The organism is Martelella alba, from assembly GCF_005217455.1.
Lineage (GTDB): Bacteria > Pseudomonadota > Gammaproteobacteria > Enterobacterales > Enterobacteriaceae > Acerihabitans.
In genome coordinates, this window is sequence record NZ_SZPQ01000018.1 from 48,164 (window position 1) to 68,882 (window position 20,719).

At 57.3% G+C, this 20,719-nt stretch carries 16 protein-coding genes and 1 other RNA gene; 12 read left to right on the forward strand and 5 right to left on the reverse strand.

Features of this window, described 5'->3' with window-relative positions; genetic code table 11:
• Positions 1-29 precede the first annotated feature (29 nt).
• From btuD to FCN80_RS13195, 3 genes are all read left to right on the forward strand, one after another.
• Positions 30-824 (forward strand): vitamin B12 ABC transporter ATP-binding protein BtuD, encoded by a 795-nt coding sequence (gene btuD, locus FCN80_RS13185; RefSeq protein ID WP_136990626.1) that lies wholly within the window; start codon positions 30-32, stop codon positions 822-824.
• A gap of 45 nt (positions 825-869) precedes the next feature.
• Entirely contained in the window at positions 870-1,337 is a 468-nt protein-coding gene (locus FCN80_RS13190; RefSeq protein WP_136990627.1) for an NlpC/P60 family protein, read from the forward strand.
• A gap of 98 nt (positions 1,338-1,435) precedes the next feature.
• Positions 1,436-2,887 carry a protein adenylyltransferase SelO gene (locus tag FCN80_RS13195; protein ID WP_136990628.1) on the forward strand — a complete coding sequence of 484 codons (1,452 nt, stop codon included), beginning with the start codon at positions 1,436-1,438 and terminating at the stop codon, positions 2,885-2,887.
• A 45-nt stretch (positions 2,888-2,932) separates the two neighbouring features.
• Here the strand turns inward: FCN80_RS13195 and FCN80_RS13200 are convergent, their stop codons facing one another.
• Together FCN80_RS13200 and ppsR are read right to left on the reverse strand one after the other, a co-directional pair.
• The gene (locus FCN80_RS13200) at positions 2,933-3,979 is read right to left on the reverse strand and encodes a 3-deoxy-7-phosphoheptulonate synthase (RefSeq protein WP_136990629.1); all 1,047 of its coding nucleotides are present in this window, start codon (positions 3,977-3,979) and stop codon (positions 2,933-2,935) included.
• Between the two features lie 110 nt (positions 3,980-4,089).
• A complete protein-coding gene (ppsR, locus tag FCN80_RS13205; protein ID WP_136990630.1) occupies positions 4,090-4,911 on the reverse strand; it encodes a posphoenolpyruvate synthetase regulatory kinase/phosphorylase PpsR in 822 nt (273 codons plus the stop codon).
• 149 nt (positions 4,912-5,060) lie between these two features.
• Here ppsR and ppsA point away from each other — a divergent pair, with 149 nt between their 5' ends.
• On the forward strand, positions 5,061-7,439 hold the full coding sequence (ppsA, locus tag FCN80_RS13210; RefSeq protein ID WP_136990631.1) for a phosphoenolpyruvate synthase: 2,379 nt from the start codon (positions 5,061-5,063) through the stop codon (positions 7,437-7,439).
• Positions 7,440-7,696: 257 nt separating this feature from the next.
• Here ppsA and rprA read toward each other — a convergent pair.
• Together rprA and ydiK are read right to left on the reverse strand one after the other, a co-directional pair.
• Positions 7,697-7,800: antisense sRNA RprA (rprA, locus tag FCN80_RS13215), an RNA gene on the reverse strand.
• A gap of 304 nt (positions 7,801-8,104) precedes the next feature.
• Positions 8,105-9,205 carry an AI-2E family transporter YdiK gene (gene ydiK / locus FCN80_RS13220; protein WP_136990632.1) on the reverse strand — a complete coding sequence of 367 codons (1,101 nt, stop codon included), beginning with the start codon at positions 9,203-9,205 and terminating at the stop codon, positions 8,105-8,107.
• A gap of 422 nt (positions 9,206-9,627) precedes the next feature.
• Between ydiK and ydiJ the strand changes: the two genes are divergently transcribed.
• Positions 9,628-12,693, forward strand: a complete 3,066-nt coding sequence (gene ydiJ, locus FCN80_RS13225; RefSeq protein WP_136990633.1) for a D-2-hydroxyglutarate dehydrogenase YdiJ — start codon at positions 9,628-9,630, stop codon at positions 12,691-12,693.
• Positions 12,690-13,112: a hotdog fold thioesterase gene (locus FCN80_RS13230; RefSeq protein WP_136990634.1), complete on the forward strand. Its 423-nt coding sequence runs from the start codon at positions 12,690-12,692 to the stop codon at positions 13,110-13,112. The genes ydiJ and FCN80_RS13230 overlap by 4 nt, the downstream gene beginning before the upstream one ends.
• 125 nt (positions 13,113-13,237) lie before the next feature.
• Here the strand turns inward: FCN80_RS13230 and FCN80_RS13235 are convergent, their stop codons facing one another.
• Complete coding sequence (locus tag FCN80_RS13235; RefSeq protein ID WP_136990635.1) at positions 13,238-14,431, reverse strand: MFS transporter; 1,194 nt, start codon at positions 14,429-14,431, stop codon at positions 13,238-13,240.
• Between the two features lie 649 nt (positions 14,432-15,080).
• On the opposite strand from FCN80_RS13235, the gene sufA reads away from it, so the two are divergent.
• Genes sufA through sufE form a run of 6 tightly spaced genes read left to right on the forward strand, consistent with a single transcriptional unit; the run spans position 15,081 to position 20,701 of the window.
• A complete protein-coding gene (sufA, locus tag FCN80_RS13240; protein ID WP_136990636.1) occupies positions 15,081-15,452 on the forward strand; it encodes a Fe-S cluster assembly scaffold SufA in 372 nt (123 codons plus the stop codon).
• A gap of 13 nt (positions 15,453-15,465) precedes the next feature.
• The gene (gene sufB / locus FCN80_RS13245) at positions 15,466-16,974 is read left to right on the forward strand and encodes a Fe-S cluster assembly protein SufB (protein WP_136990637.1); all 1,509 of its coding nucleotides are present in this window, start codon (positions 15,466-15,468) and stop codon (positions 16,972-16,974) included.
• Positions 16,975-17,033: 59 nt separating this feature from the next.
• Positions 17,034-17,780 carry a Fe-S cluster assembly ATPase SufC gene (gene sufC / locus FCN80_RS13250; protein ID WP_136990638.1) on the forward strand — a complete coding sequence of 249 codons (747 nt, stop codon included), beginning with the start codon at positions 17,034-17,036 and terminating at the stop codon, positions 17,778-17,780.
• The gene (gene sufD / locus FCN80_RS13255; protein WP_136990639.1) at positions 17,755-19,053 is read left to right on the forward strand and encodes a Fe-S cluster assembly protein SufD; all 1,299 of its coding nucleotides are present in this window, start codon (positions 17,755-17,757) and stop codon (positions 19,051-19,053) included. Before sufC ends, sufD begins: the two co-directional genes overlap by 26 nt.
• Positions 19,037-20,260, forward strand: coding sequence for a cysteine desulfurase SufS (sufS, locus tag FCN80_RS13260; protein ID WP_136990640.1), 1,224 nt, complete (start codon positions 19,037-19,039; stop codon positions 20,258-20,260). The genes sufD and sufS overlap by 17 nt, the downstream gene beginning before the upstream one ends.
• Before the next feature lie 27 nt (positions 20,261-20,287).
• Positions 20,288-20,701: a cysteine desulfuration protein SufE gene (gene sufE / locus FCN80_RS13265; RefSeq protein WP_136990641.1), complete on the forward strand. Its 414-nt coding sequence runs from the start codon at positions 20,288-20,290 to the stop codon at positions 20,699-20,701.
• The last annotated feature ends 18 nt before the right edge of the window (positions 20,702-20,719 follow it).

Consider the following 20,719-nt stretch of genomic DNA (forward strand, 5'->3'; position numbering starts at 1 on the left):
GGCCGGCTGATGAACGCCGGGGTAAAACGATGAGCCATGATCGGTTGGTGGAATTGCGAAATGTCGCGGTGCCGCGCCGTTTATTGCCGCTGACCGCCGATATCGTCGCCGGCCGGCTTATCCATCTTGTCGGGCCCAACGGGGCCGGCAAGAGTACGCTGTTGGCCGCGGTTGCGGGATTACAGGCGGCAGAAGGGGACATCCTGTTCAAAGGACGGCTCCTTGGGCAATGGCGCGGCGAGGCGCTGGCGGCCCACCGCGCCTATCTTGCGCAACAGGCCCTGCCGCCGGGGATCATGCCGGTGTTCCAGTATATGGCGCTGCACCAACCGACCGGCGTTGACGGGGCGGCCATTGATCGCGCCATGAACTATCTGACCGATGCCTTATCGCTGTCTGACAAACTGCATCGTCCGCTGAACCGGCTATCCGGCGGTGAATGGCAGCGCGTCCGTCTGGCGGCGTCGCTTTTGCAGGTCTGGCCGGCCATTAATCCCCAAGCGGTTATGCTGCTGTTGGATGAGCCCGCCGCCAGTCTGGATATCGCCCAGCGTGTCGCGCTGGACGCGCTGCTGGCCGAGGTGATCGCCGCCGGACTGGCGGTGATGGTTTGCGGCCATGACCTTAACCATACCTTACGGCACGCCGACGACGTCTGGTTGCTGTCCGCCGGTCGGCTTGCGGCGGCGGGATCCGCCCGGCGTGTGATGCAGCCGGCGCTGTTATCGGCGGTTTTCGGTGTGGATTTCGCTTGGACGTCGGCAGGGGATACGCCTTGGCTAACGGCGTCCGGCACCATGACAATGGCCGCTAACGCGGTGTGAATAACCGGCAGTCCGATAGGGACGGCTTTCCCCGAAGAGTCAAAGATGAAACGGATATCCTGGTGGTTAATTGTGCTGAGTCTGTTACTGACCGGATGCAGCCATCATGCCCCGCCGCCCGATCCCCGGCTGGCCGATTCCATCCAGGTGGTAGCCCAGCTTAACGACCAACTGCGGCAATGGTACGGCGTGCCATACCGCTATGGCGGCCTTGACCGCAGGGGCGTGGACTGTTCGGGATTTGTCTACCGCACCTTCCGGGATCGGTTCAATATTCTGCTGCCCCGGACCACCGAGGCGCAAACCGGGGTCGGTAGCCGGGTCTCTCGCGGCGACTTGCTGCCGGGGGATTTGGTGTTCTTCAAAACCGGTAGCGGCGACAATGGGTTGCATGTGGGCATTTATGATACCGGCGATAAGTTTATCCATGCCTCCACCCGTCAGGGCGTCGTTCGTTCCTCGCTGAACAATGTCTACTGGAGCAAAACCTACTGGCAGGCGCGGCGTATCTAAGATGATTTCGGCAGGTTGCGCCGGCCGCCTTTCGCTGAAATAGGCCGACAGTTCTTTTGTCCTATCCCCCAACCGCTACACTGTATCTAGGAGGCGCCATGGCTGACAGACCGCAATTCGACAACAGTTATTACCGACGCTTGCCTGGTTTTTTTACCGCGCTGGACCCCACGCCGCTGCGCGGCGCGCGTCTCTTGTACCACAACGCGGATCTGGCCCGGCAACTGGGCCTGGATGACGGCCTATTCTCGGCCCGAAACCATGCCGTCTGGGGCGGAGAAACCCTGTTGCCCGGGATGCAGCCGCTGGCCCAGGTCTATAGCGGCCATCAATTCGGCGTTTGGGCCGGCCAATTGGGCGATGGCCGGGGTATTTTGCTTGGCGAACAGCGGCTGGCGGACGGCCGCGCAGTGGACTGGCATCTCAAAGGCGCCGGGTTGACGCCTTATTCGCGTATGGGCGATGGCAGGGCGGTTCTGCGCTCGGTGATCCGCGAATTCCTGGCTTCCGAAGCCCTGCATCATCTCGGCCTGTTCACTACCCGCGCGCTGACCGTCGTCGCCAGCGACGAACCGGTTTGGCGGGAACACGTCGAAACCGGGGCCATGATGCTGCGAATTGCGGAAAGCCATGTGCGTTTTGGACATTTCGAGCATTTCTATTATCGCCGCGAACCGGAAAAGGTCCGGCAACTGGCGGAATATGTCATTGAACGCCATTGGCCGTCGCTGGCGTCCCACCCGGAACGTTATCGCCTATGGCTGACGGAGGTGGTGGAGCGCACCGCGCGGCTTATCGCCCGCTGGCAGGCGGTGGGTTTCGCCCATGGCGTGATGAATACCGATAACATGTCCATTCTCGGGATGACCATCGATTACGGCCCCTATGGTTTTATGGATGGCTATCAACCGGGTTTCATTTGCAATCACTCAGACTATCGCGGCCGCTATGCCTTTGAGAATCAGCCGGCGGTGGCGCTGTGGAATCTGCACCGTTTGGCCCAGTCCCTCAGCGATTTGATGCCGACCCATGCCCTTGAACAGGCGTTGACGCGCTATGAGCCGGCGCTGATGGCGGCCTATGGCGAAGAGATGCGCGCCAAACTGGGATTCGCCACGCGCGACAAGCAAGACAATAGTATTCTCACCGGTTTGCTGCGACTGATGGCCGCGGAAGGCGCTGATTACACCCGGACCTTTCGGTTGCTCGGCGAAACGGAAACCCACAGCGCCGCAACGCCATTGCGCGATGAAATCCGGGATCTGGCCGGATTCGACCAGTGGTTTGCGGTGTATCGTCAACGATTGCGGCAGGAAGACATGGACGACGCCGGACGACGGCGTGATATGCGGGCGAAAAACCCCCGTATCGTGTTGCGTAATCATTTGGCGCAACAGGCCATTGCCGGCGCCGAACAAAATGATGTGACCCTGCTCGACCGGCTACATCAGGCGTTGCGCCATCCTTATGACGACAATCCGGCGTTGGAGGATTTGGCGGCCGCGCCCCCCGCCGGCAGCGATCCGGTCTGCGTGTCGTGTTCCAGCTAAGCCGCGCCCCTGTGCAGGACGGAACGGGGCGCGGAGCGTCGTGGATTAAAAGCGGCACTCCACCGCTTGCGCCAGCATGGCGAGCAATCGTTCGCTATCCTGCCAGCCCAGGCAACCATCGGTAATGGATTGCCCGTAGGCGAGGGCCTGTCCGGGGATCAGTTTCTGACTGCCTTCCAACAGATAGCTTTCAGCCATGACGCCGACCACGCGGCGGGAACCTTCGCGAAGTTGCCCACAGACATCATCGGCCACGGCCAACTGCCGCTGGAATTGTTTCTGGCTATTGCCGTGACTGAAATCCACCACCAGGTGTTCCGGCAGATGGTATTCATGCAAGTGGGCGCAGGCCTGGGAAATGTCTTGCGCGTGGTAGTTGGGGACTTTGCCGCCGCGCAGGATAATATGGCCATAAGGATTGCCCTGCGTCTGATAGACGGTCATCTGGCCCTCTTTATCCGGCGAGAGAAACAGATGGGACGCGCGGGCGGCGCGGATGGCGTCAATGGCGATTTGCGTATTGCCGTCAGTGCCGTTCTTGAAACCCACCGGGCATGACAATGCCGAGGCCATCTCCCGATGGATCTGGCTTTCGGTGGTTCTGGCGCCAATGGCGCCCCAACTGATCAAATCAGCGATATATTGGCCTATCACCATATCCAGGAATTCCGTGGCGGTAGGCAAACCGAGTTCATTTACGGCCAGCAGTAATCGTCTCGCCAGCGCCAATCCCTCGTTAACCTGATAGCTGCCGTCAAGGTCCGGATCGGCGATAAGGCCTTTCCAGCCAATCACGGTGCGGGGTTTTTCAAAATAGGTGCGCATGACGATTTCCAACCGGTCGCGATATCGTATCCGCAAGTCGTTCAGTTGCCTGGCATAATCGATGGCGCTGTCGATGTTGTGAATGGAGCAGGGGCCGATAACCACCAATAGGCGGGGATCCTGACCATGCAAAATCTTTTCGATACGGTGTCGGGCGGCGGTGACGTTATCGGCCACGTCGGGCCCGAGCGGCAGCCTGGCGGCCAGGGTCGCGGGTTCGACCAGACGGCCGATACGCCTGGTGCGTAATTCATCTGTTTTCAACATGTGTATCTCTGGCAAAAAGGGCTTCTTCGCGACGGTTGTGGCGCCGGGAAGTGATGCCGATCACAATAAACCAAAACCAGGTGAATTCAACCAGAATAATAACCAGCGGATTAATACATGCGCCGGCTCATACCCAGCAAATCCATTATCTTCGTGGCGAGCTCTTCCACGGAATGATTGGTGGAATCCAGATAAGGAATCTGATTATTGCGAAACAACAGCTCCACTTCGCCAACTTCGAACCGGCATTGGCGCAGGGACGCATACTGGCTGTTGTTCAGCCGTTCGTCCCGGATGGCGGCCAGCCGTTCCGGCGCGATGGTCAATCCAAACAATTTATCATGAAATGGCTTTAATGCCGCGGGTAAACGCAGATTTTCCATATCGTCGGCGATAAAGGGATAATTGGCGGCGCGAATACCGTACTGCATGGCCAGATAGATACTGGTGGGCGTTTTTCCGCAGCGGGATACGCCCAGCAAAATGATCTGCGCCTGATCGAGATTACGCAAGGTGATACCGTCATCATGGGCAAGAGTATAATCAATAGCCGCGATGCGGGCATCGTATTTGGTCAGGTTGGTGGCGGTCAATCCATGGGTACGATGGGCCACCGGATCGGGCGCCATGCCCAACTCCCGTTGCAGCGGCGCCACCAACGCCTGGACCACGTTCTGGCAAAAACCGTCGCTGGATTCGATAATGCCGCGAATAAGCGGCGACACGATTGAATAAAACACCAGGGGACGGACGCCGCTTTGCTTATAGAGCGCATTGATTTGCTCGCAAACGGCGATGGCGCGGGTTTCATTTTCCACAAATGGCAGCGTATAGCCGGTCGTAGCCACCGGGAATTGCGATAACACCGCATGGCCCACCACTTCGGCCGTAATTGCCGTGCCGTCTGAGATGAAAAATACACTTCTTTCCATGTTTTTCTCCCGGTTTGCATACGACAAACTCTTAATTTTCAAGCTGGCTCGATTCACATGGATTCTGCCGGCGGGACTTTATGCTACGCTCAAAAATGATTCATTCCGTCCAGACTGTTTCATTCATTATAAGTAAAAGGATGACCCAGATGTCTAAACCTGACAATGATTGCAGTAGCGTATTATGGTACAACCAGCTAGGGATGCAGGATGTAGACCGGGTTGGGGGTAAAAATGCCTCTCTTGGGGAAATGATAACGCATTTATCGGAGCTGGGCGTGTCGGTACCCAACGGGTTCGCCACCACCGCGGGCGCCTTTAATGAATTTTTGAATCAGAGCGGTATCAATCAGCGGATTTATGATCTGCTTGACGATATTGACATCGATGATATCGGCGAATTATCCCGGGCCGGCAATCAAATCAGGCAGTGGATCATTGATACGCCGTTTCAGCCCGACTTGCAGGGGGCAATCACCGCGGCTTACCAGCGCCTGTCGGCTGACGACAGCGAGGCGTCGTTTGCGGTACGTTCCTCCGCTACCGCGGAGGATATGCCCGACGCATCGTTTGCCGGCCAGCAGGAGACGTTCCTAAACGTGCAGGGCATTGATGCGGTGATGACCGCCATCAAACATGTGTTCGCCTCGCTGTTCAATGATCGGGCCATTTCCTATCGTGTTCACCAGGGCTATGATCATCGCGGCGTGGCGTTGTCCGCCGGCGTACAGCGGATGGTTCGCTCGGATAAGGCGGCGTCGGGCGTCATGTTCACCCTTGATACCGAATCGGGATTCGATCAGGTGGTCTTTATCACCGCCGCCTACGGTCTGGGCGAAATGGTAGTGCAGGGCGCGGTGAATCCCGACGAATTCTACGTTCACAAACCCACCCTGCATGCTGGGCGGCCGGCCATAGTCCGGCGCAATATCGGCTCCAAGAAAATACGCATGGTCTATGCCGGCAGCCAGGAACATGGCAAGCAAGTGCAAATTGAAGATGTGCCGGAAAGCGAGCGGGACCGGTTTTCACTTAGCGATCAAGAGGTGGAGGAGCTGGCGCGCCAGGCGCTGCTTATCGAACGACACTATGGTCGGCCGATGGATATCGAGTGGGCCAAGGATGGGCATACCGGGCGGCTTTATATTGTTCAGGCCCGGCCGGAGACGGTGCGGTCCCGCGGTCAGGTGATGGAGCGGTACCAGCTCAAATCCCGCGGCGAGGTGCTAATAGAGGGCCGGGCCATCGGTCATCGCATCGGGGCGGGGACGGTCAAGGTTATCCAAAACCTTAACGAAATGAACAAAGTCGAGGCCGGCGACGTATTGGTCACCGATATGACCGACCCTGATTGGGAGCCTATCATGAAAAAAGCCGCGGCCATTGTAACCAACCGCGGCGGGCGGACTTGCCATGCCGCCATCATTGCCCGGGAACTGGGCATTCCGGCGGTGGTGGGATGCGGCGACGCCACCGAGCGCATCAAGGAAGGACAGAATGTGACGGTATCCTGCGCGGAAGGCGATACCGGCTATGTGTATCAAGAATTGCTGGACTTTGCGGTAAACAGTTCCGCCATTGACAAAATGCCCTCACTGCCGCTCAAGGTCATGATGAATGTGGGGAATCCCGATCGGGCCTTCGATTTCGCCTGCCTGCCCAATGACGGGGTGGGTCTGGCGCGCCTGGAATTCATCATCAATCGCATGATAGGCGTCCATCCCCGCGCCTTGCTGGAATTCGACCAGCAGCCGTCGCAACTGCGAGAGGAAATCAACCGTATGATCCATGGGTATTCCTCTCCCAAGGAATACTACATCGCCCGCCTGACCGAAGGGGTTGCGACACTGGCCGCCGCTTTCTGGCCGAAACGCGTGATAGTGCGGCTGTCGGATTTCAAATCCAATGAATATGCCAATTTGCTGGGCGGCGACCGCTATGAGCCTTCGGAAGAAAATCCCATGTTGGGTTTTCGCGGCGCCGGGCGCTATATTGCCGACAGCTTCCGTGACTGTTTCGCGTTGGAATGCGATGCCATCAAACGGGTGCGTAATGACATGGGGCTTTGCAATGTGGAAATCATGATCCCCTTTGTGCGTACGGTGGAACAGGCCGCGGCGGTGGTGGATGAACTGGCTCGGCAGGGTCTCAAGCGCGGCGAAAATGGCCTTAAGGTCATCATGATGTGCGAAATCCCCTCCAATGCGCTGCTGGCGGAGCAATTTCTGGCGTACTTCGACGGTTTTTCCATCGGATCCAATGACATGACCCAGCTGGCCCTGGGGCTGGATCGGGATTCCGGGTTGGTATCGGCGTTGTTCGATGAGCGTAATGAAGCGGTTAAGGCGTTGTTGTCCATGGCGATTTCCGCCGCCAAGAAGCAGGGAAAGTATGTGGGCATCTGCGGTCAGGGACCGTCGGACCATGAGGATTTCGCCGCCTGGCTGATGCAGCAGGGTATCGACAGCTTATCCTTGAATCCGGATACCGTGGTAAAAACCTGGCTCAGCCTGGCGGAGCTTCATTAACGGGAATTCAGTTCCGCTTCCGGGGACGGTGGACGGAATGTCGCTCATCGTCCACCGGATGATACTCGGCGCCGTGGCCCGTTAAGCGAGTGCATTCCGCCCGCGGCAACGTTAAGGTTAACGCGTCTATAGGCAAAATACTTCGCGTGGCATCGCGGCGGTAGGTAAATGCTCCCCAGGCGCATAGAAGATGAATGAACGTCGCCGACACAGAGGCGCTTAAGAATATAACCGAGAGTTAAGGCAGGAAGACGGGCAAAAAAAAAAGCCCATCCTGTCTGACGGGCAAAGACTACACACAGCAATTCGTTTAACTCAGGGGAAACCGTGATGAAAAATCATGGAGTTGAGTTAATTGCTTAGATTATAATATTTATTACCCACGACGGAGTCATTAAGAATCATCCTAATAACTTCCGGGATGTTTATTCATGTCCATTGAAAATAATTCACCTTTGCATATAATCTCCCGATTTATTTTCTACTCGATGAAGACGATTGAGATTATCGGCTGAAATTGATCTTGCCTGAACGCGACAAATATAAAGTAATAAACCTTAAAAATTAAAAGGACAATAGGCCCTTAATAATCCAGGTGACAACACGGCGGCGCACAATCGGCACCGCCAACAAACAGGCAACCTGAGGCAGGACGGGAATTTTTCTCAAGGAAGTTCCCGCAGGCGTATCTCAGGATGATGGAGTTCGCCAGGGGGCGGCGCTTCGTGTACCCAGGCGAATATCAGACGATAGGACACCGCCAATACCACCGGACCGATAAACAGGCCTATCATGCCGAAACCCAACAACCCGCCGATAACGCCGCACAGTACCAGCAACACCGGCAGATCGGCCCCCATGCGAATAAATATCGGCCGCAGGAAGTTATCCATGGTGGCCACCACACAACTCCAGATAAGGAGCAGGGTGCCAAGGGTGGTGCTGCCGCTCCAATAAAGCCAAATCATGGCGGGGATCAACACCAGCAACGGCCCAAGTTGCGCGATACACAGCATGAACATCATGACCGTAAGCAGGGTAGCGAAGGGGACGCCGGTCACCGCTAATCCGATGCCGCCCAATACCGCCTGGACGATGGCGGTCAGCACCACGCCCAGGGCCACAGCCCGAATCGCCTGAGCGGCCAACAGCACAGAGGCGTCGCCGCGCTCGGCGCCCAGACGGACGGCGAAATGACGCACCGCGTGCGCGACGCGTTCGCCGCGCACATAGAGCAGAACGCTAAACAGGAGCATCAGCCCGGTATGCAACAAAAAACTGCCTACTTGGGCCACTTGCGCCAGCAGCCAGGCGGCCGAACGGCCGACATAAGGCCGGATTTTGCTCATCAAGAGACCGCCGCCGCCGGAAATCAGATTCTGCCAGCCGGCGTACAATTTGTGTCCCACCAGGGGAATGCTCTCCAGTTCATGCAACTCTGGCAGTGTCAGCCGGTTCGGCTGGGTCGCCCAGGCTATCAGCGGCGCACTGTTCTCGATGGCGCTGCTTACCAGCAACGATACCGGCAAAACGATGAGCAGCAGCAACAACAGCGTCATCACGATGACCGCAAGGGAACGCTTGCCCCATAACAGCGCTTGCAGCCGGATAAGCAGCGGCCAGGTGGCGATAACCACCATGCTGGCCCAGGCGAAGCCAAGGATAAAGGGTTGAACCACCCAAAAACAGGCCAGGGCCATCAGGGCGATAAACGTCACGCTAAACAGCATCCTCGGCAGATCGGTAAATTGACGCGGGTAGGCCATGAAAGAATTTTCACCTCGCTTGACAGACGGATGGGTAGACCGGACACCGGGCCGAGCGCCGGCGCCTTACCAGGCTACGACCATAATGATGCGTGATTTCAGATCCTTTTGATAGCGCGAAACACAAAACTTTCGCCGCCGCCGCTGTTCACCGTAGCCAAGATTTTTTCCCGTCCGCGCGCATGTCAAAAAGAAATGTGATAAAACACATCAGTGCGGTTTCCCGGCAGGCTCAGACGCATGCCCGGAAACAAACGCGACACACATCATTTTGAACATAAAACAACAATAGACACTCTGGATAATTTGAGTTGCTTCGTGGCGGCAAAAAGCCAACCCAAGCGAGCGCATTGCGCGAACACGGCACTGGGGGCAACCTGAAGTATACGAGTATCACCATTGAAAAAGCAGGCTTGTCGTCAATGATCCCACAGATTGCAAAGGCACCGGGACTTGCCCAACCGGTTATTGATTTTATTCATGAACTGACATTCAACGGCTTTACCGGCGACAGCGCCACGACTTATGCGGACAGGCTGACCATGGCCACCGACAACAGCGTCTATCAATTATTACCCGACGCAGTGTTGTTCCCCCGCTCCACCGAAGACGTCAGGCTGATAGCCGGGCTGGCGGCGAATCCCCGCTTCGCCGGGCTGACATTCACTCCGCGCGGCGGCGGCACTGGCACCAATGGTCAATCTCTCAATACCGGTATTGTGGTGGATATGTCCCGGCATATGAACCGGATTTTGGACGTGAATATCGAGCAGGGCTGGGTCAGCGTGGAGGCCGGCGTCATCAAGGACCAGCTTAATCTTTTTCTTAAGCCGCTCGGCTACTTCTTCGCTCCCGAACTCTCCACCAGTAACCGCGCAACCCTTGGCGGCATGGTCAACACCGACGCATCCGGCCAGGGATCGCTGGTCTATGGCAAAACATCCGATCATGTGCTGGCGCTACGCGCGGTACTCATGGGCGGCGAATTGCTGGAGACGCGGGCCATGCCGACGGCCGAGGCGGAGCGTCTGAGCCGCGCGGAAGACGCCGCCGGCGCTATCTATCGCACGGTGCTGGAGCGCTGCCGACTGCAACGCGACCTTATTTTGCAAAAATTTCCGTCGCTGAACCGTTTTCTGACCGGTTACGATCTCCGGCATGTGTTTAGCGACGATATGCAGACCTTCGATCTGGGCCGCATCCTTACCGGTTCGGAGGGCACGCTGGCCTTTATCACGGAAATCCGGCTGGATATTACGCCGTTGCCCAAGGTGCGGCGGCTGGTCAATATCAAATACGATTCGTTCGACTCCGCGCTGCGCAACGCGCCCTTTATGCTGGAGGCGCATGCGTTGTCGGTGGAAACCGTCGATTCCAAGGTATTGAACCTGGCAAGGGAAGATATTATTTGGCATTCAGTGAAGGACCAAATTCGGGATGTGCCCGGTCACGATGTGCAGGGACTGAATATCGTCGAATTCGCCGGCGACGACCCGTCGCTTATCGAGACGCGTCTGGCGAAACTATGCCAACGGCTGGATGCGCTGATGGAGGCACGGCAGGACGGGGTTATCGGTTATCAGATCTGCGATCTGTTATCGGATATCGAACGCATTTATGCGATGCGTAAAAAAGCGGTCGGCCTGCTTGGCAACAGTAAAGGCGCCGCCAAGCCGATTCCCTTCGCCGAGGACACCTGCGTCCCGCCCGCGCATCTGGCCGACTATATCGCCGAGTTCCGCCAACTGCTCGATAGTCATCAACTGCAATACGGTATGTTCGGCCATGTGGACGCCGGCGTGCTTCACGTGCGTCCGGCGCTGGATATGTGTGATCCGGCGCAGGAAATACTCATGAAGCGGCTTTCCGATCACATTGTCGCGCTGACCGCCAAGTATGGCGGCCTGTTGTGGGGGGAACACGGCAAAGGGTTCCGGGCCGAATACAGCCCGGCGTTTTTCGGCGACACCCTTTACGAGGAGTTGCGGCGGATTAAAGCGGCGTTCGACCCTGATAATCGGCTCAATCCCGGCAAAATCTGCGCTCCGCTGGACAGTGGGGATGCCATGAAAACCGTGGACGGCGTGAAACGGGGCGCCTTTGACCGGCAAATTCCCGTGACGGTCCGCAATTCGTTTCGCGGCGCGCTGGAATGTAACGGCAACGGCCTGTGTTTTAATTTCGACACGCGAAGCCCTATGTGCCCGTCAATGAAAATCACCGGCAACCGGATTCACTCGCCAAAAGGCCGGGCCACATTGGTGCGCGAATGGCTACGGTTATTGGCCCAGCAGGGCGTCGACCCCTTGGCGTTGGAAAAAAATCTGCCAAGCGGCATCGCCAGCCTGAGCGAATTGATGGCCAGAATTCGTAATACGCGCCGCGCCGCGCGCGGGGAATATGATTTTTCCCATGAGGTCAAAGCGGCCATGTCCGGCTGTCTGGCCTGCAAAGCCTGTTCAACGCAATGTCCGATAAAAATCGACGTGCCGGGATTCCGTTCGCGGTTTCTCGCGCTTTACCACAGCCGCTATCTGCGCCCGATGCGGGATCATCTGGTGGCCGGCGTGGAAAGCTATGCGCCTTTGATGGCGCGAGCGCCAACGGTGTTCAATTTTTTTCTCAAACAGCCCTGGCTTAATACGGTGGGCCGTAAATATATTGGCATGGTGGATCTGCCGTTGCTTTCCGCGCCATCGCTGCGCAGCCAATTGGCTGGGCATCGCTGTGTCGAGACCAGTCTTGAACGACTGGAAGCCATGCCCGATGCGCAACGTCGCAACCATGTGCTGGTGGTGCAGGATCCGTTTACCAGCTATTACGATGCCGGCGTGGTGGCGGATTTTGTCCGACTGGTGGAAAAACTGGGCTATCAGCCGGTTTTATTGCCCTTTTCACCCAATGGCAAAGCGCAGCATATCAAAGGCTTTATGCAGCGTTTCGCCAAAACCGCCGCTAAAACCGCTGATTTCCTCAACCGGACCGCCCGTCTCGGACTGCCGATGGTCGGCGTCGATCCGGCGCTGGTGCTATGTTACCGGGACGAGTATCGTGAAGTGCTGGGGGCGCGACGCGGCGATTTTCAGGTCATGCTGGTGCATGAATGGCTGGCCGGTTTGCCGGACGCCGCTGAGAAAACCCCGCCGGCGTCGGCAACGGGGGATAATACCTGGTATTTGTTCGGCCATTGCACCGAATCGACCGAATTGCCCGCCAGCGGCCAGCAATGGTCGGCGATTTTCGCCCGCTACGGCGCCAAGCTTGAGACCGTCAGCGTCGGTTGCTGCGGTATGGCCGGGACTTATGGCCATGAAAGCGCCAACCTGGAAAATTCCCTCGGTATTTATGCCTTATCGTGGCAAAAACCGCTGCAACAGTTGCCGCGGGAACGCTGCCTGACCACCGGCTACTCATGCCGAAGCCAAGTCAAGCGAATCGAGGGCGAAACCCTCCGCCACCCCTTGCAGGCGCTATTGGAGATGTTATGAGCATTTGGAAACGTTCCATGACATTGGCGGAACTCAACCGTACCAGCAAGGATACCCTGGCCGACCATCTGGGCATCGTCTATACCCGCCTTAGCGAAGACGAACTGGAGGGAACCCTGCCGGTGGACGGACGCACCCGTCAACCCTTTGGTCTGCTGCATGGCGGCGCGTCCGCGGTGCTGGCGGAATCGCTGGGATCGCTGGCGGGCTACCTCTGTACCGAAGGGGATGCCCATATTGTGGGACTGGAGATTAATGCCAGCCATATCCGGGCGGTGAGGGAGGGCAGGGTTCGCGGCGTCTGCCGGGCGGTGCACGTGGGGCGCACCCATCAGGTCTGGGATATCCGGCTGTATGACGATCAAGACAGGCTCAGTTGCCTCGCCCGGCTGACCACCGCCGTGCTGCAACCGCGTTGACGCCCCCCGCCGCAAAGCGCGGGGCTGGGCAGTATTCCGGAACCGGGCTGTATAACGGCGTTAGGCGTGTTTCCCTCCCGGGGCAAACGGTCAAATTTCCTTGCGGCCGTGCGGGACTGGGGTCGCTAACCGGCGGCGCGTAATTTCAGCCGGAGGGTAAGCAGTGCGGACAGCGCGGCCATGAGCGCCGCACATAAATAGATATATGACATGCCCAGATGGGACATGATAAAACCGGCGGCCGGGCCGGCCAGGCTCAGGCCGAGATCGAGAAAGGCGGAATAGGTGCCGAGCGCGGTGCCTTGGTTCTGAGGCGGCACCTGTCTGACCGCCTCGACGCCGAGCGCAGGGAATACCAGCGAAAACCCCGCTCCGGTCAACAGCGCTCCCATGTCCGCCACCAGCGCCGAGGGGGCCTGCCAAATCAGCAATAACCCCAGCATTTCGCCCACAAACGATACCAGCGAGACGTTCAGGCCGCCATGGCGGTTGATGGTATCCCCTGACGCCAGACGGACGCCGACAAAGGCGCAACTCATTAGCGTCAGTGAAAACGCGGCGCCCTGCCACTGACGCTCGGCGAAATAGAGCGTGATGAAACTGACTATCACCCCGAAGCCGACGGTGCCTAACCCCAGTCCCAGGCCGTATTGCCATACTCTGCCCACCACCTGATAAAAAGCCAGGCGCTTACCGGCCGCGACGGTGACCGCCGGCTTGCGTAAAGCGACCAGCCAGGCGGCCAGGGCCGCTGCCGCGATAAAGACGCCTACCGCGCCTAAGCCGCCGACGTCATTTAAAAACACGCCCAGCGGGGCGCCGATGCCGATGGCGCCATAAGTGGCCACGCCGTTCCAGGAGATCACCCGGGCGGTATGCAATTGGCCCACGCGGCCAATTCCCCACAATGTGGCGCCGGTACTGGCGAAACTTTCACCCACGCCCAGCACCAGTCGCCCGGCGAACAGCACGAAAAGGCCGGTCCAGGGCGCGGCGGACAGTCCACCGGCGACAACATACAGCAGACCGCTCAGGCCGCAACACAGTAATCCGAGCAGGACCACCCGTTTCGGGCCCCACATATCGGCAAACCGTCCGGCATGGGGGCGGCTCAACAGGGTGGCGATATATTGTATGCTGATGGCAAGGCCGGCTATCACGGTATTGAACCCGAGCTGATTATGGGTAAAGCCGGGAATCACCGCCAAGGGCAAGCCGATGGACAGATAACAGATAAAAGTAAAAAAAACGATGGGTATGATGCGCCGGTTCAGCTGCCGCGGGGGCAGGGCCGGTAATGGCGAGGCTTGAGAAGGCATAAACGTAAAACACCTGGAAAATCCCGATTTCGAACGTTTAGGATAACCCGGATTCATGCACCGCGCTGGAAAAAAATGCGGTGGGACCGTAATTTGCGCCAGTAGCCCCTGGTTGAGGGGCAGAGTCCGTCATGGAAAATAATTTTGTATTATAATTAGTAGGCAAGGCGTCAAAAAGCGGCAATGTAGCGTTTAACGCGTAACGACGGAACGGGCGACGGGGAAGATGCGGTTTTATTGTGTAAATACTTATGGTAATCATTCTCAATCAAGTAATTTAATTCACTGGGGTCAGCGGTTTACCCGAAGCGCAGTAGACAAATAGCGGCGGTACATAAGGGTTAATGTTTGCCTGTTATAAAAATAGTTATTTTCGATGGATATTTTCCCGCTGGCGGCCCCGGAATTCTGATAATTATTTTGTGGTTTTTATTTTAATTAAACTACTTTAAAATCAATACAGTAAATATTGAAAAAATAGGTCCTGTGCCGGAGCTTAAGGCAAATACGCCGCGCATCCGCCATCCTGTCCGGCGTTTCGCGACGGTTACCGCTATTTCCCTGTAAAGGGCAAGGTTGCAGTGATATTCCATATCACTAACATAGAGTTCAGGTTATCTCGACTTGTTATCTTGAGAGGTAAAATTTTATGCAAACGGACACCGTGGAGACATTTTCCCTGGAAGACAATGTCTGGCAGGGATTGACCCTCAGCGAGGCGGCCGCCAGGCAGATTCGCCGCCTGACGGAGCAAAATGACGGCATGATGGGCCTGCGGCTCGGCGTTAAGCAATCGGGCTGCGCCGGTTTTGGCTATGTGGTGGAAATGGCGAGGGAACAAGATCGCGGCGATTTGGTCTTTCAGCGCGACGGCGCCAGATTGTATGTCCCGTTACAGGCGATGCCGTTTATCGACGGCACGGAAGTGGATTTCATTCAAGAAGGCCTGAATCACGTCTTCAAATTCAACAACCCCAAAGCTCAGCATGCCTGCGGATGCGGCGAGAGCTTTGGCCTTTGAGCGATGAACCATTATGGCACGAAGCAATATTGAGACTCTAGAGCCTATCAATGCGGCGCCCCAGCCCTGGGTCAGGGATGAGCGCTATAAAGAAGGCTTCTTTACCCAACTGGTTACCGACGAGCTGGCCCATGGCATCAGCGAAGACGTGGTGCGGGCGATTTCGGCAAAACGCAATGAACCGGAATGGATGCTGGAGTTTCGCCTGGATGCCTTCCGCGCCTGGCAAAATATGGAAGAGCCGCATTGGCTAAAAGCGCATTACGATAAACTGGATTACAACGCCTACAGTTACTATTCCGCGCCCTCTTGCGGCAGTTGCGACGATCAGTGCGGATCGCAGCCCGGGGCGGTGCAGCAGCCTGGCGCCCAAGCGTCCGAGGGATATCTGACCACCGAGGTGGAGGCCGCTTTCAATCAACTGGGCGTGCCGGTGCGCGAGGGTAGCGAGGTGGCGGTGGACGCCATTTTCGATTCGGTGTCGGTGTCCACCACCTATCGCGACAAATTGGCCAAAGAAGGCATCATCTTCTGCTCGTTCGGCGAGGCCGTGCAGCGGCATCCCGAACTGGTGCGCAAGTATCTGGGCAGCGTGGTGCCGCCGAATGATAATTTTTTTGCGGCGCTGAATTCCGCAGTCGCCTCGGACGGGACGTTTGTGTATATCCCGAAAGGGGTGCGCTGCCCGATGGAGCTGTCGACCTATTTCCGCATCAATGCGGCAAAGACCGGCCAGTTCGAGCGTACCATCCTTGTCGCCGATGAAGACAGCTACGTCAGTTATATAGAGGGTTGCTCGGCGCCCGTGCGCGACAGCTATCAACTGCACGCCGCGGTGGTGGAGGTCATCATCCACAAAAACGCCGAAGTCAAATATTCCACCGTGCAAAACTGGTTCCCCGGTAACGAAACCGAGGGCGGCATTCTTAATTTCGTCACCAAACGGGCCTTGTGCGAAGGTGAAAACGCCAAGATGTCCTGGACACAGTCGGAAACCGGTTCGGCCATTACCTGGAAATACCCCAGCTGTATTTTGCGCGGCGACAATTCGGTGGGCGAGTTTTTCTCGGTGGCGCTGACCAACGGTAAACAACAGGCGGACACCGGCACCAAGATGATCCACATTGGTAAAAACACCCGGTCAACCATCATCTCCAAAGGGATTTCCGCAGGCAAAAGCGAGAATACCTATCGGGGGCAGGTAAAAATCATGCCGACCGCGACCAATGCCCGCAACTACACCCAGTGCGATTCAATGCTGATCGGCAGCGAATGCGGCGCGCATACCTTCCCGTATGTAGAGGTCCGCAACAGCACCGCCCAGCTCGAACATGAGGCCACCACATCGCGCATCGGCGAGGATCAACTGTTTTACTGCCGCCAGCGGGGAATTAGCGAAGACGATGCCATCTCCATGATCGTCAATGGTTTCTGTAAAGACGTGTTCTCGGAATTACCGCTGGAGTTCGCGGTTGAAGCGCAAAAACTTCTGGCCATCAGTCTCGAACATAGCGTGGGTTAAGCCGCCAGCCATTGCCTGGCCGCTTTGCGGGGGGCTCGGACGGGGTTAAAGGAAAAATAATGTTAACAGTAAGCAATTTAAGCGTCAGTGTGGAAGACAAAGCCATTCTCAAGGGATTGAGCCTGGAGATCAAACCCGGCGAGGTGCATGCCATTATGGGGCCCAACGGCTCAGGCAAAAGCACCTTTTCGGCCACTTTGGCCGGACGGGAGGATTATCAGGTCACTGGCGGGGAAATCCTGTTCAAGGGCAAGGACTTATTGGCCCTCGACCCGGAAGCGCGGGCCGGGGAGGGCGTGTTCATGGCCTTTCAATACCCGGTGGAAATTCCCGGCGTCAGTAATCAATTCTTTTTGCAAACCGCGGTGAATGCGGTACGTAAATACCGCGGCCAGGAGCCGCTGGACCGTTTTGATTTCGCCGATTTCATCGATGAGAAAATCGAGCTGTTGAAAATGCCCGCCGACCTGCTGACCCGCTCGGTGAACGTCGGATTCTCCGGCGGTGAAAAAAAACGTAACGATATTCTGCAAATGGCGGCGCTGGAGCCCGATTTGTGCATTCTTGATGAAACCGACTCCGGCCTGGATATCGATGCCCTGAAAATCGTGGCGCACGGCGTCAACACCCTGCGTAATCCGCAGCGCTCGTTTATTATCGTAACCCACTACCAGCGGATCCTGGATTACATCAAGCCGGATCACGTCCATGTGCTCTATCAGGGACGTATTGTCAAAACCGGCGATTTCGCTTTGGTTAAACAGCTGGAGGACCAAGGCTATGGCTGGCTTACCGAACAAGAATAATGCCCGGGCGCTGCAGCAGTGGCATCATTTATTCGAAAGCCGGAACATCAGCCGCTCGGCGCAGGCCCATGTCCATTGGCAAAATGTGCAACGGTTGGGATTGCCGACCCGTCGACATGAGCATTGGCGTTATACCCCTCTCGAGGGGCTGTTGTCCCATGATTTTTCCCTGGCGGACGCTCCCGACCTGAGCCCCATGGAGTGCGACCGGCTCAGCCTGCCTCTGGATGCGGTGCGACTGGTGTTTGTGGATGGGCGCTTCAATGAGCGGCTCAGCTCGGTTGAACAGGGCGCCTGGCAGGTCGAGGTGGAGCGGGGCGCCGATCGCTCAGTGTTGCCTGAGGCCATCCAACCGGACATCTTTTTGCACCTGACCGAAAGCCTGAGTCTGGAAACCGCATTGATTCGGCTGCCGGCCGGTAAAACAGCGGAAAAACCGCTTTATCTGCTGCATATCAGCAGCGGCAGCCAAAGCAACGACGAGCTCAACACCGTACCATACCGGCATCATCTGTCAGTGGAAAACGGCGCCAGCGGCGAGGTCATCGAACATTTCGCCAGCCTGGACGGCCGCGGGCATTTCACCGGCGCGCGGCTAACCATGGCGGTGGGAGACAACGCCCGTCTCGCCCACATCAAGCTGGCGTTCGAGAATCGGGCGAGTTATCACTTCGCCCATAATGATATCGCCATCGGGCGCGATGCCTATGTGCGCAGCAATAGCTTCCTGCTGGGTGACGGGCTGACCCGTCACCAGACCAGCGCCCAATTGAATGGCGAAGGGGCTGATCTGGCCATCAACAGCTTGTTGTTGCCGGCGGGTAACAACGTCACCGATACCCGTACCTATCTTGAGCACAACAAAGGCTATTGCCTAAGCCGCCAGTTGCATAAAATCATCGCCCGCGATCGCGGCAAGGGCGTGTTCAATGGGCTTATCAAGGTGGCCAAGCATGCCATCAAAACCGATGGACAAATGACCAACAACAATCTGTTGCTCGACAGGCTATCGGAGGTGGACACCAAACCCCAGCTGGAAATCTACGCCGATGATGTAAAGTGCAGTCATGGCGCCACGGTGGGACGAATCGACGAGGAACAGATGTTCTATTTGCGCTCCCGCGGCATCCCGCGCGACGACGCGCAGCGGATGATCATCCACGCCTTTGCGGCGGAAATCACCGAGGCGGTGGACAATCAAGGGGTGCGGGACTTCATCCTGGCGCATATTGCCGAGGCTTTCCGGGGAGGAATGCATGTCATATCCCATTGAACGAATCCGCGCGGATTTTCCCCTTCTCGCGCAAGAGGTCAACGGGCAGCCGCTCGTCTACCTGGACAGCGCCGCCAGCGCCCAAAAACCCCATGTCGTCATTGACGCCGAGGGGGATTTTTATCGCCATGGCTATGCGGCGGTACATCGGGGTATACATACCCTCAGCGCCGACGCCACCGCCAGAATGGAAGGGGTTCGCGCCCAGGCGGCGAAATTCATTCACGCCGCCTCCGAGGAGGAAATCATCTTCGTCAAAGGCACCACCGAAGGCATCAATCTGGTGGCCAACAGCTATGGACGGCATTTCCTGCGCCCGGGCGATAATCTGATCCTCACCGAAATGGAGCATCATTCCAATATTGTCCCCTGGCAAATTATCGCCGAGGAAAAACGGCTGGAAATCCGATTTTTGCCGTTGCTGCCTGACGGTACGCTGGATGAGGAAAAACTGCCGTCCCTGATAGACGGGCGGACCCGGCTGCTGGCCATCACCCAGGTATCCAATGTGCTGGGCACCGTCAATCCCCTGGAACGGCTGATTGCCCGCGCCCGCGCCGAGACCGATTTGGTGGTGTTGGTGGACGGCGCCCAGGGCATAATGCACCAGGGTGTCGACGTTCAGGCGTTGAATTGCGACTTTTACACCTTTTCCGGCCATAAGATTTACGGGCCGTCCGGCATCGGTATCCTGTATGGCAAAAAAGCCTTGCTGGATCGCATGCCGCCTTGGGAAGGCGGCGGTTCCATGATCCGTGAAGTCAGCTTGCGCGAGGGGACGACGTTTCTGGACGCGCCATGGCGTTTCGAGGCCGGCTCGCCCAATACTGCCGGGATGATGGGGCTTGGGGCGGCGTTGAGCTATGTCGACGAACTGGGCCTTGAGAACATCCATCACTACGAACAGCAACTGATGCATTATGCTCTGGATGTCTTGCGCCAGGTGCCGGACATCATCGTCTATGGACCCGAGGAACGGGCGGGCGGCATTGCGTTCAATCTGGGACGCCACCATGCCTATGATGTGGGCAGTTTTTTGGACCAGTACGGCATCGCCATCCGCACCGGGCATCACTGCGCGATGCCGTTGATGGCTTACTACCAGGTACCCAGCATGTGCCGCGCGTCGCTGGCGCTGTATACCACCCGGGATGATATCGACCGGCTGGCCTCGGGATTGGCTCGTATCCGGCGGCTGCTGGGATAAACCGCGTCCGGGGAGGACAAGAATTTTATGGCGAATTTGCCCGACAAAGAAAAACTGTTGCGTAACTTTTCCCGTTGCAGCAACTGGGAAGAAAAATACCTATATATTATCGAGCTGGGCGGCAAACTCGAGCCGATGCCGCCGGGTACCCGGATTGCCGGCAATCTTATCCCCGGCTGCCAAAGTCAGGTATGGATCGCCATGGCCAAGGATCCGACGGGAACCGTGCATTTCCATGGCGACAGCGATTCGGCCATCGTCAAGGGGCTAATCGCCACCGTGTTTGTGCTTTATCAGGGCATGACGCCGCAGGATATCGTCGGACTGGATGTGCGGCCGTTTTTCAGCCAGTTGGCGCTGAGCCAGCATTTGACGCCGTCCCGTTCTCAGGGACTGGAGGCCATGGTGCGCGGCATCAGAAACAAGGCCGCCGCGCTGTAATCCCCGCGCCCGCGCCGG

Bases quoted from the DNA above. Each gene is read 5' to 3' on its own strand.
- btuD (WP_136990626.1), top strand. From the start codon at position 30: ATGAGCCATGATCGGTTGGTGGAATTGCGAAATGTCGCGGTGCCGCGC.
- FCN80_RS13190 (WP_136990627.1), top strand. From the start codon at position 870: ATGAAACGGATATCCTGGTGGTTAATTGTGCTGAGTCTGTTACTGACC.
- FCN80_RS13195 (WP_136990628.1), top strand. From the start codon at position 1,436: ATGGCTGACAGACCGCAATTCGACAACAGTTATTACCGACGCTTGCCT.
- FCN80_RS13200 (WP_136990629.1), bottom strand. From the start codon at position 3,979: ATGTTGAAAACAGATGAATTACGCACCAGGCGTATCGGCCGTCTGGTC.
- ppsR (WP_136990630.1), bottom strand. From the start codon at position 4,911: ATGGAAAGAAGTGTATTTTTCATCTCAGACGGCACGGCAATTACGGCC.
- ppsA (WP_136990631.1), top strand. From the start codon at position 5,061: ATGTCTAAACCTGACAATGATTGCAGTAGCGTATTATGGTACAACCAG.
- ydiK (WP_136990632.1), bottom strand. From the start codon at position 9,205: ATGGCCTACCCGCGTCAATTTACCGATCTGCCGAGGATGCTGTTTAGC.
- ydiJ (WP_136990633.1), top strand. From the start codon at position 9,628: ATGATCCCACAGATTGCAAAGGCACCGGGACTTGCCCAACCGGTTATT.
- FCN80_RS13230 (WP_136990634.1), top strand. From the start codon at position 12,690: ATGAGCATTTGGAAACGTTCCATGACATTGGCGGAACTCAACCGTACC.
- FCN80_RS13235 (WP_136990635.1), bottom strand. From the start codon at position 14,431: ATGCCTTCTCAAGCCTCGCCATTACCGGCCCTGCCCCCGCGGCAGCTG.
- sufA (WP_136990636.1), top strand. From the start codon at position 15,081: ATGCAAACGGACACCGTGGAGACATTTTCCCTGGAAGACAATGTCTGG.
- sufB (WP_136990637.1), top strand. From the start codon at position 15,466: ATGGCACGAAGCAATATTGAGACTCTAGAGCCTATCAATGCGGCGCCC.
- sufC (WP_136990638.1), top strand. From the start codon at position 17,034: ATGTTAACAGTAAGCAATTTAAGCGTCAGTGTGGAAGACAAAGCCATT.
- sufD (WP_136990639.1), top strand. From the start codon at position 17,755: ATGGCTGGCTTACCGAACAAGAATAATGCCCGGGCGCTGCAGCAGTGG.
- sufS (WP_136990640.1), top strand. From the start codon at position 19,037: ATGTCATATCCCATTGAACGAATCCGCGCGGATTTTCCCCTTCTCGCG.
- sufE (WP_136990641.1), top strand. From the start codon at position 20,288: ATGGCGAATTTGCCCGACAAAGAAAAACTGTTGCGTAACTTTTCCCGT.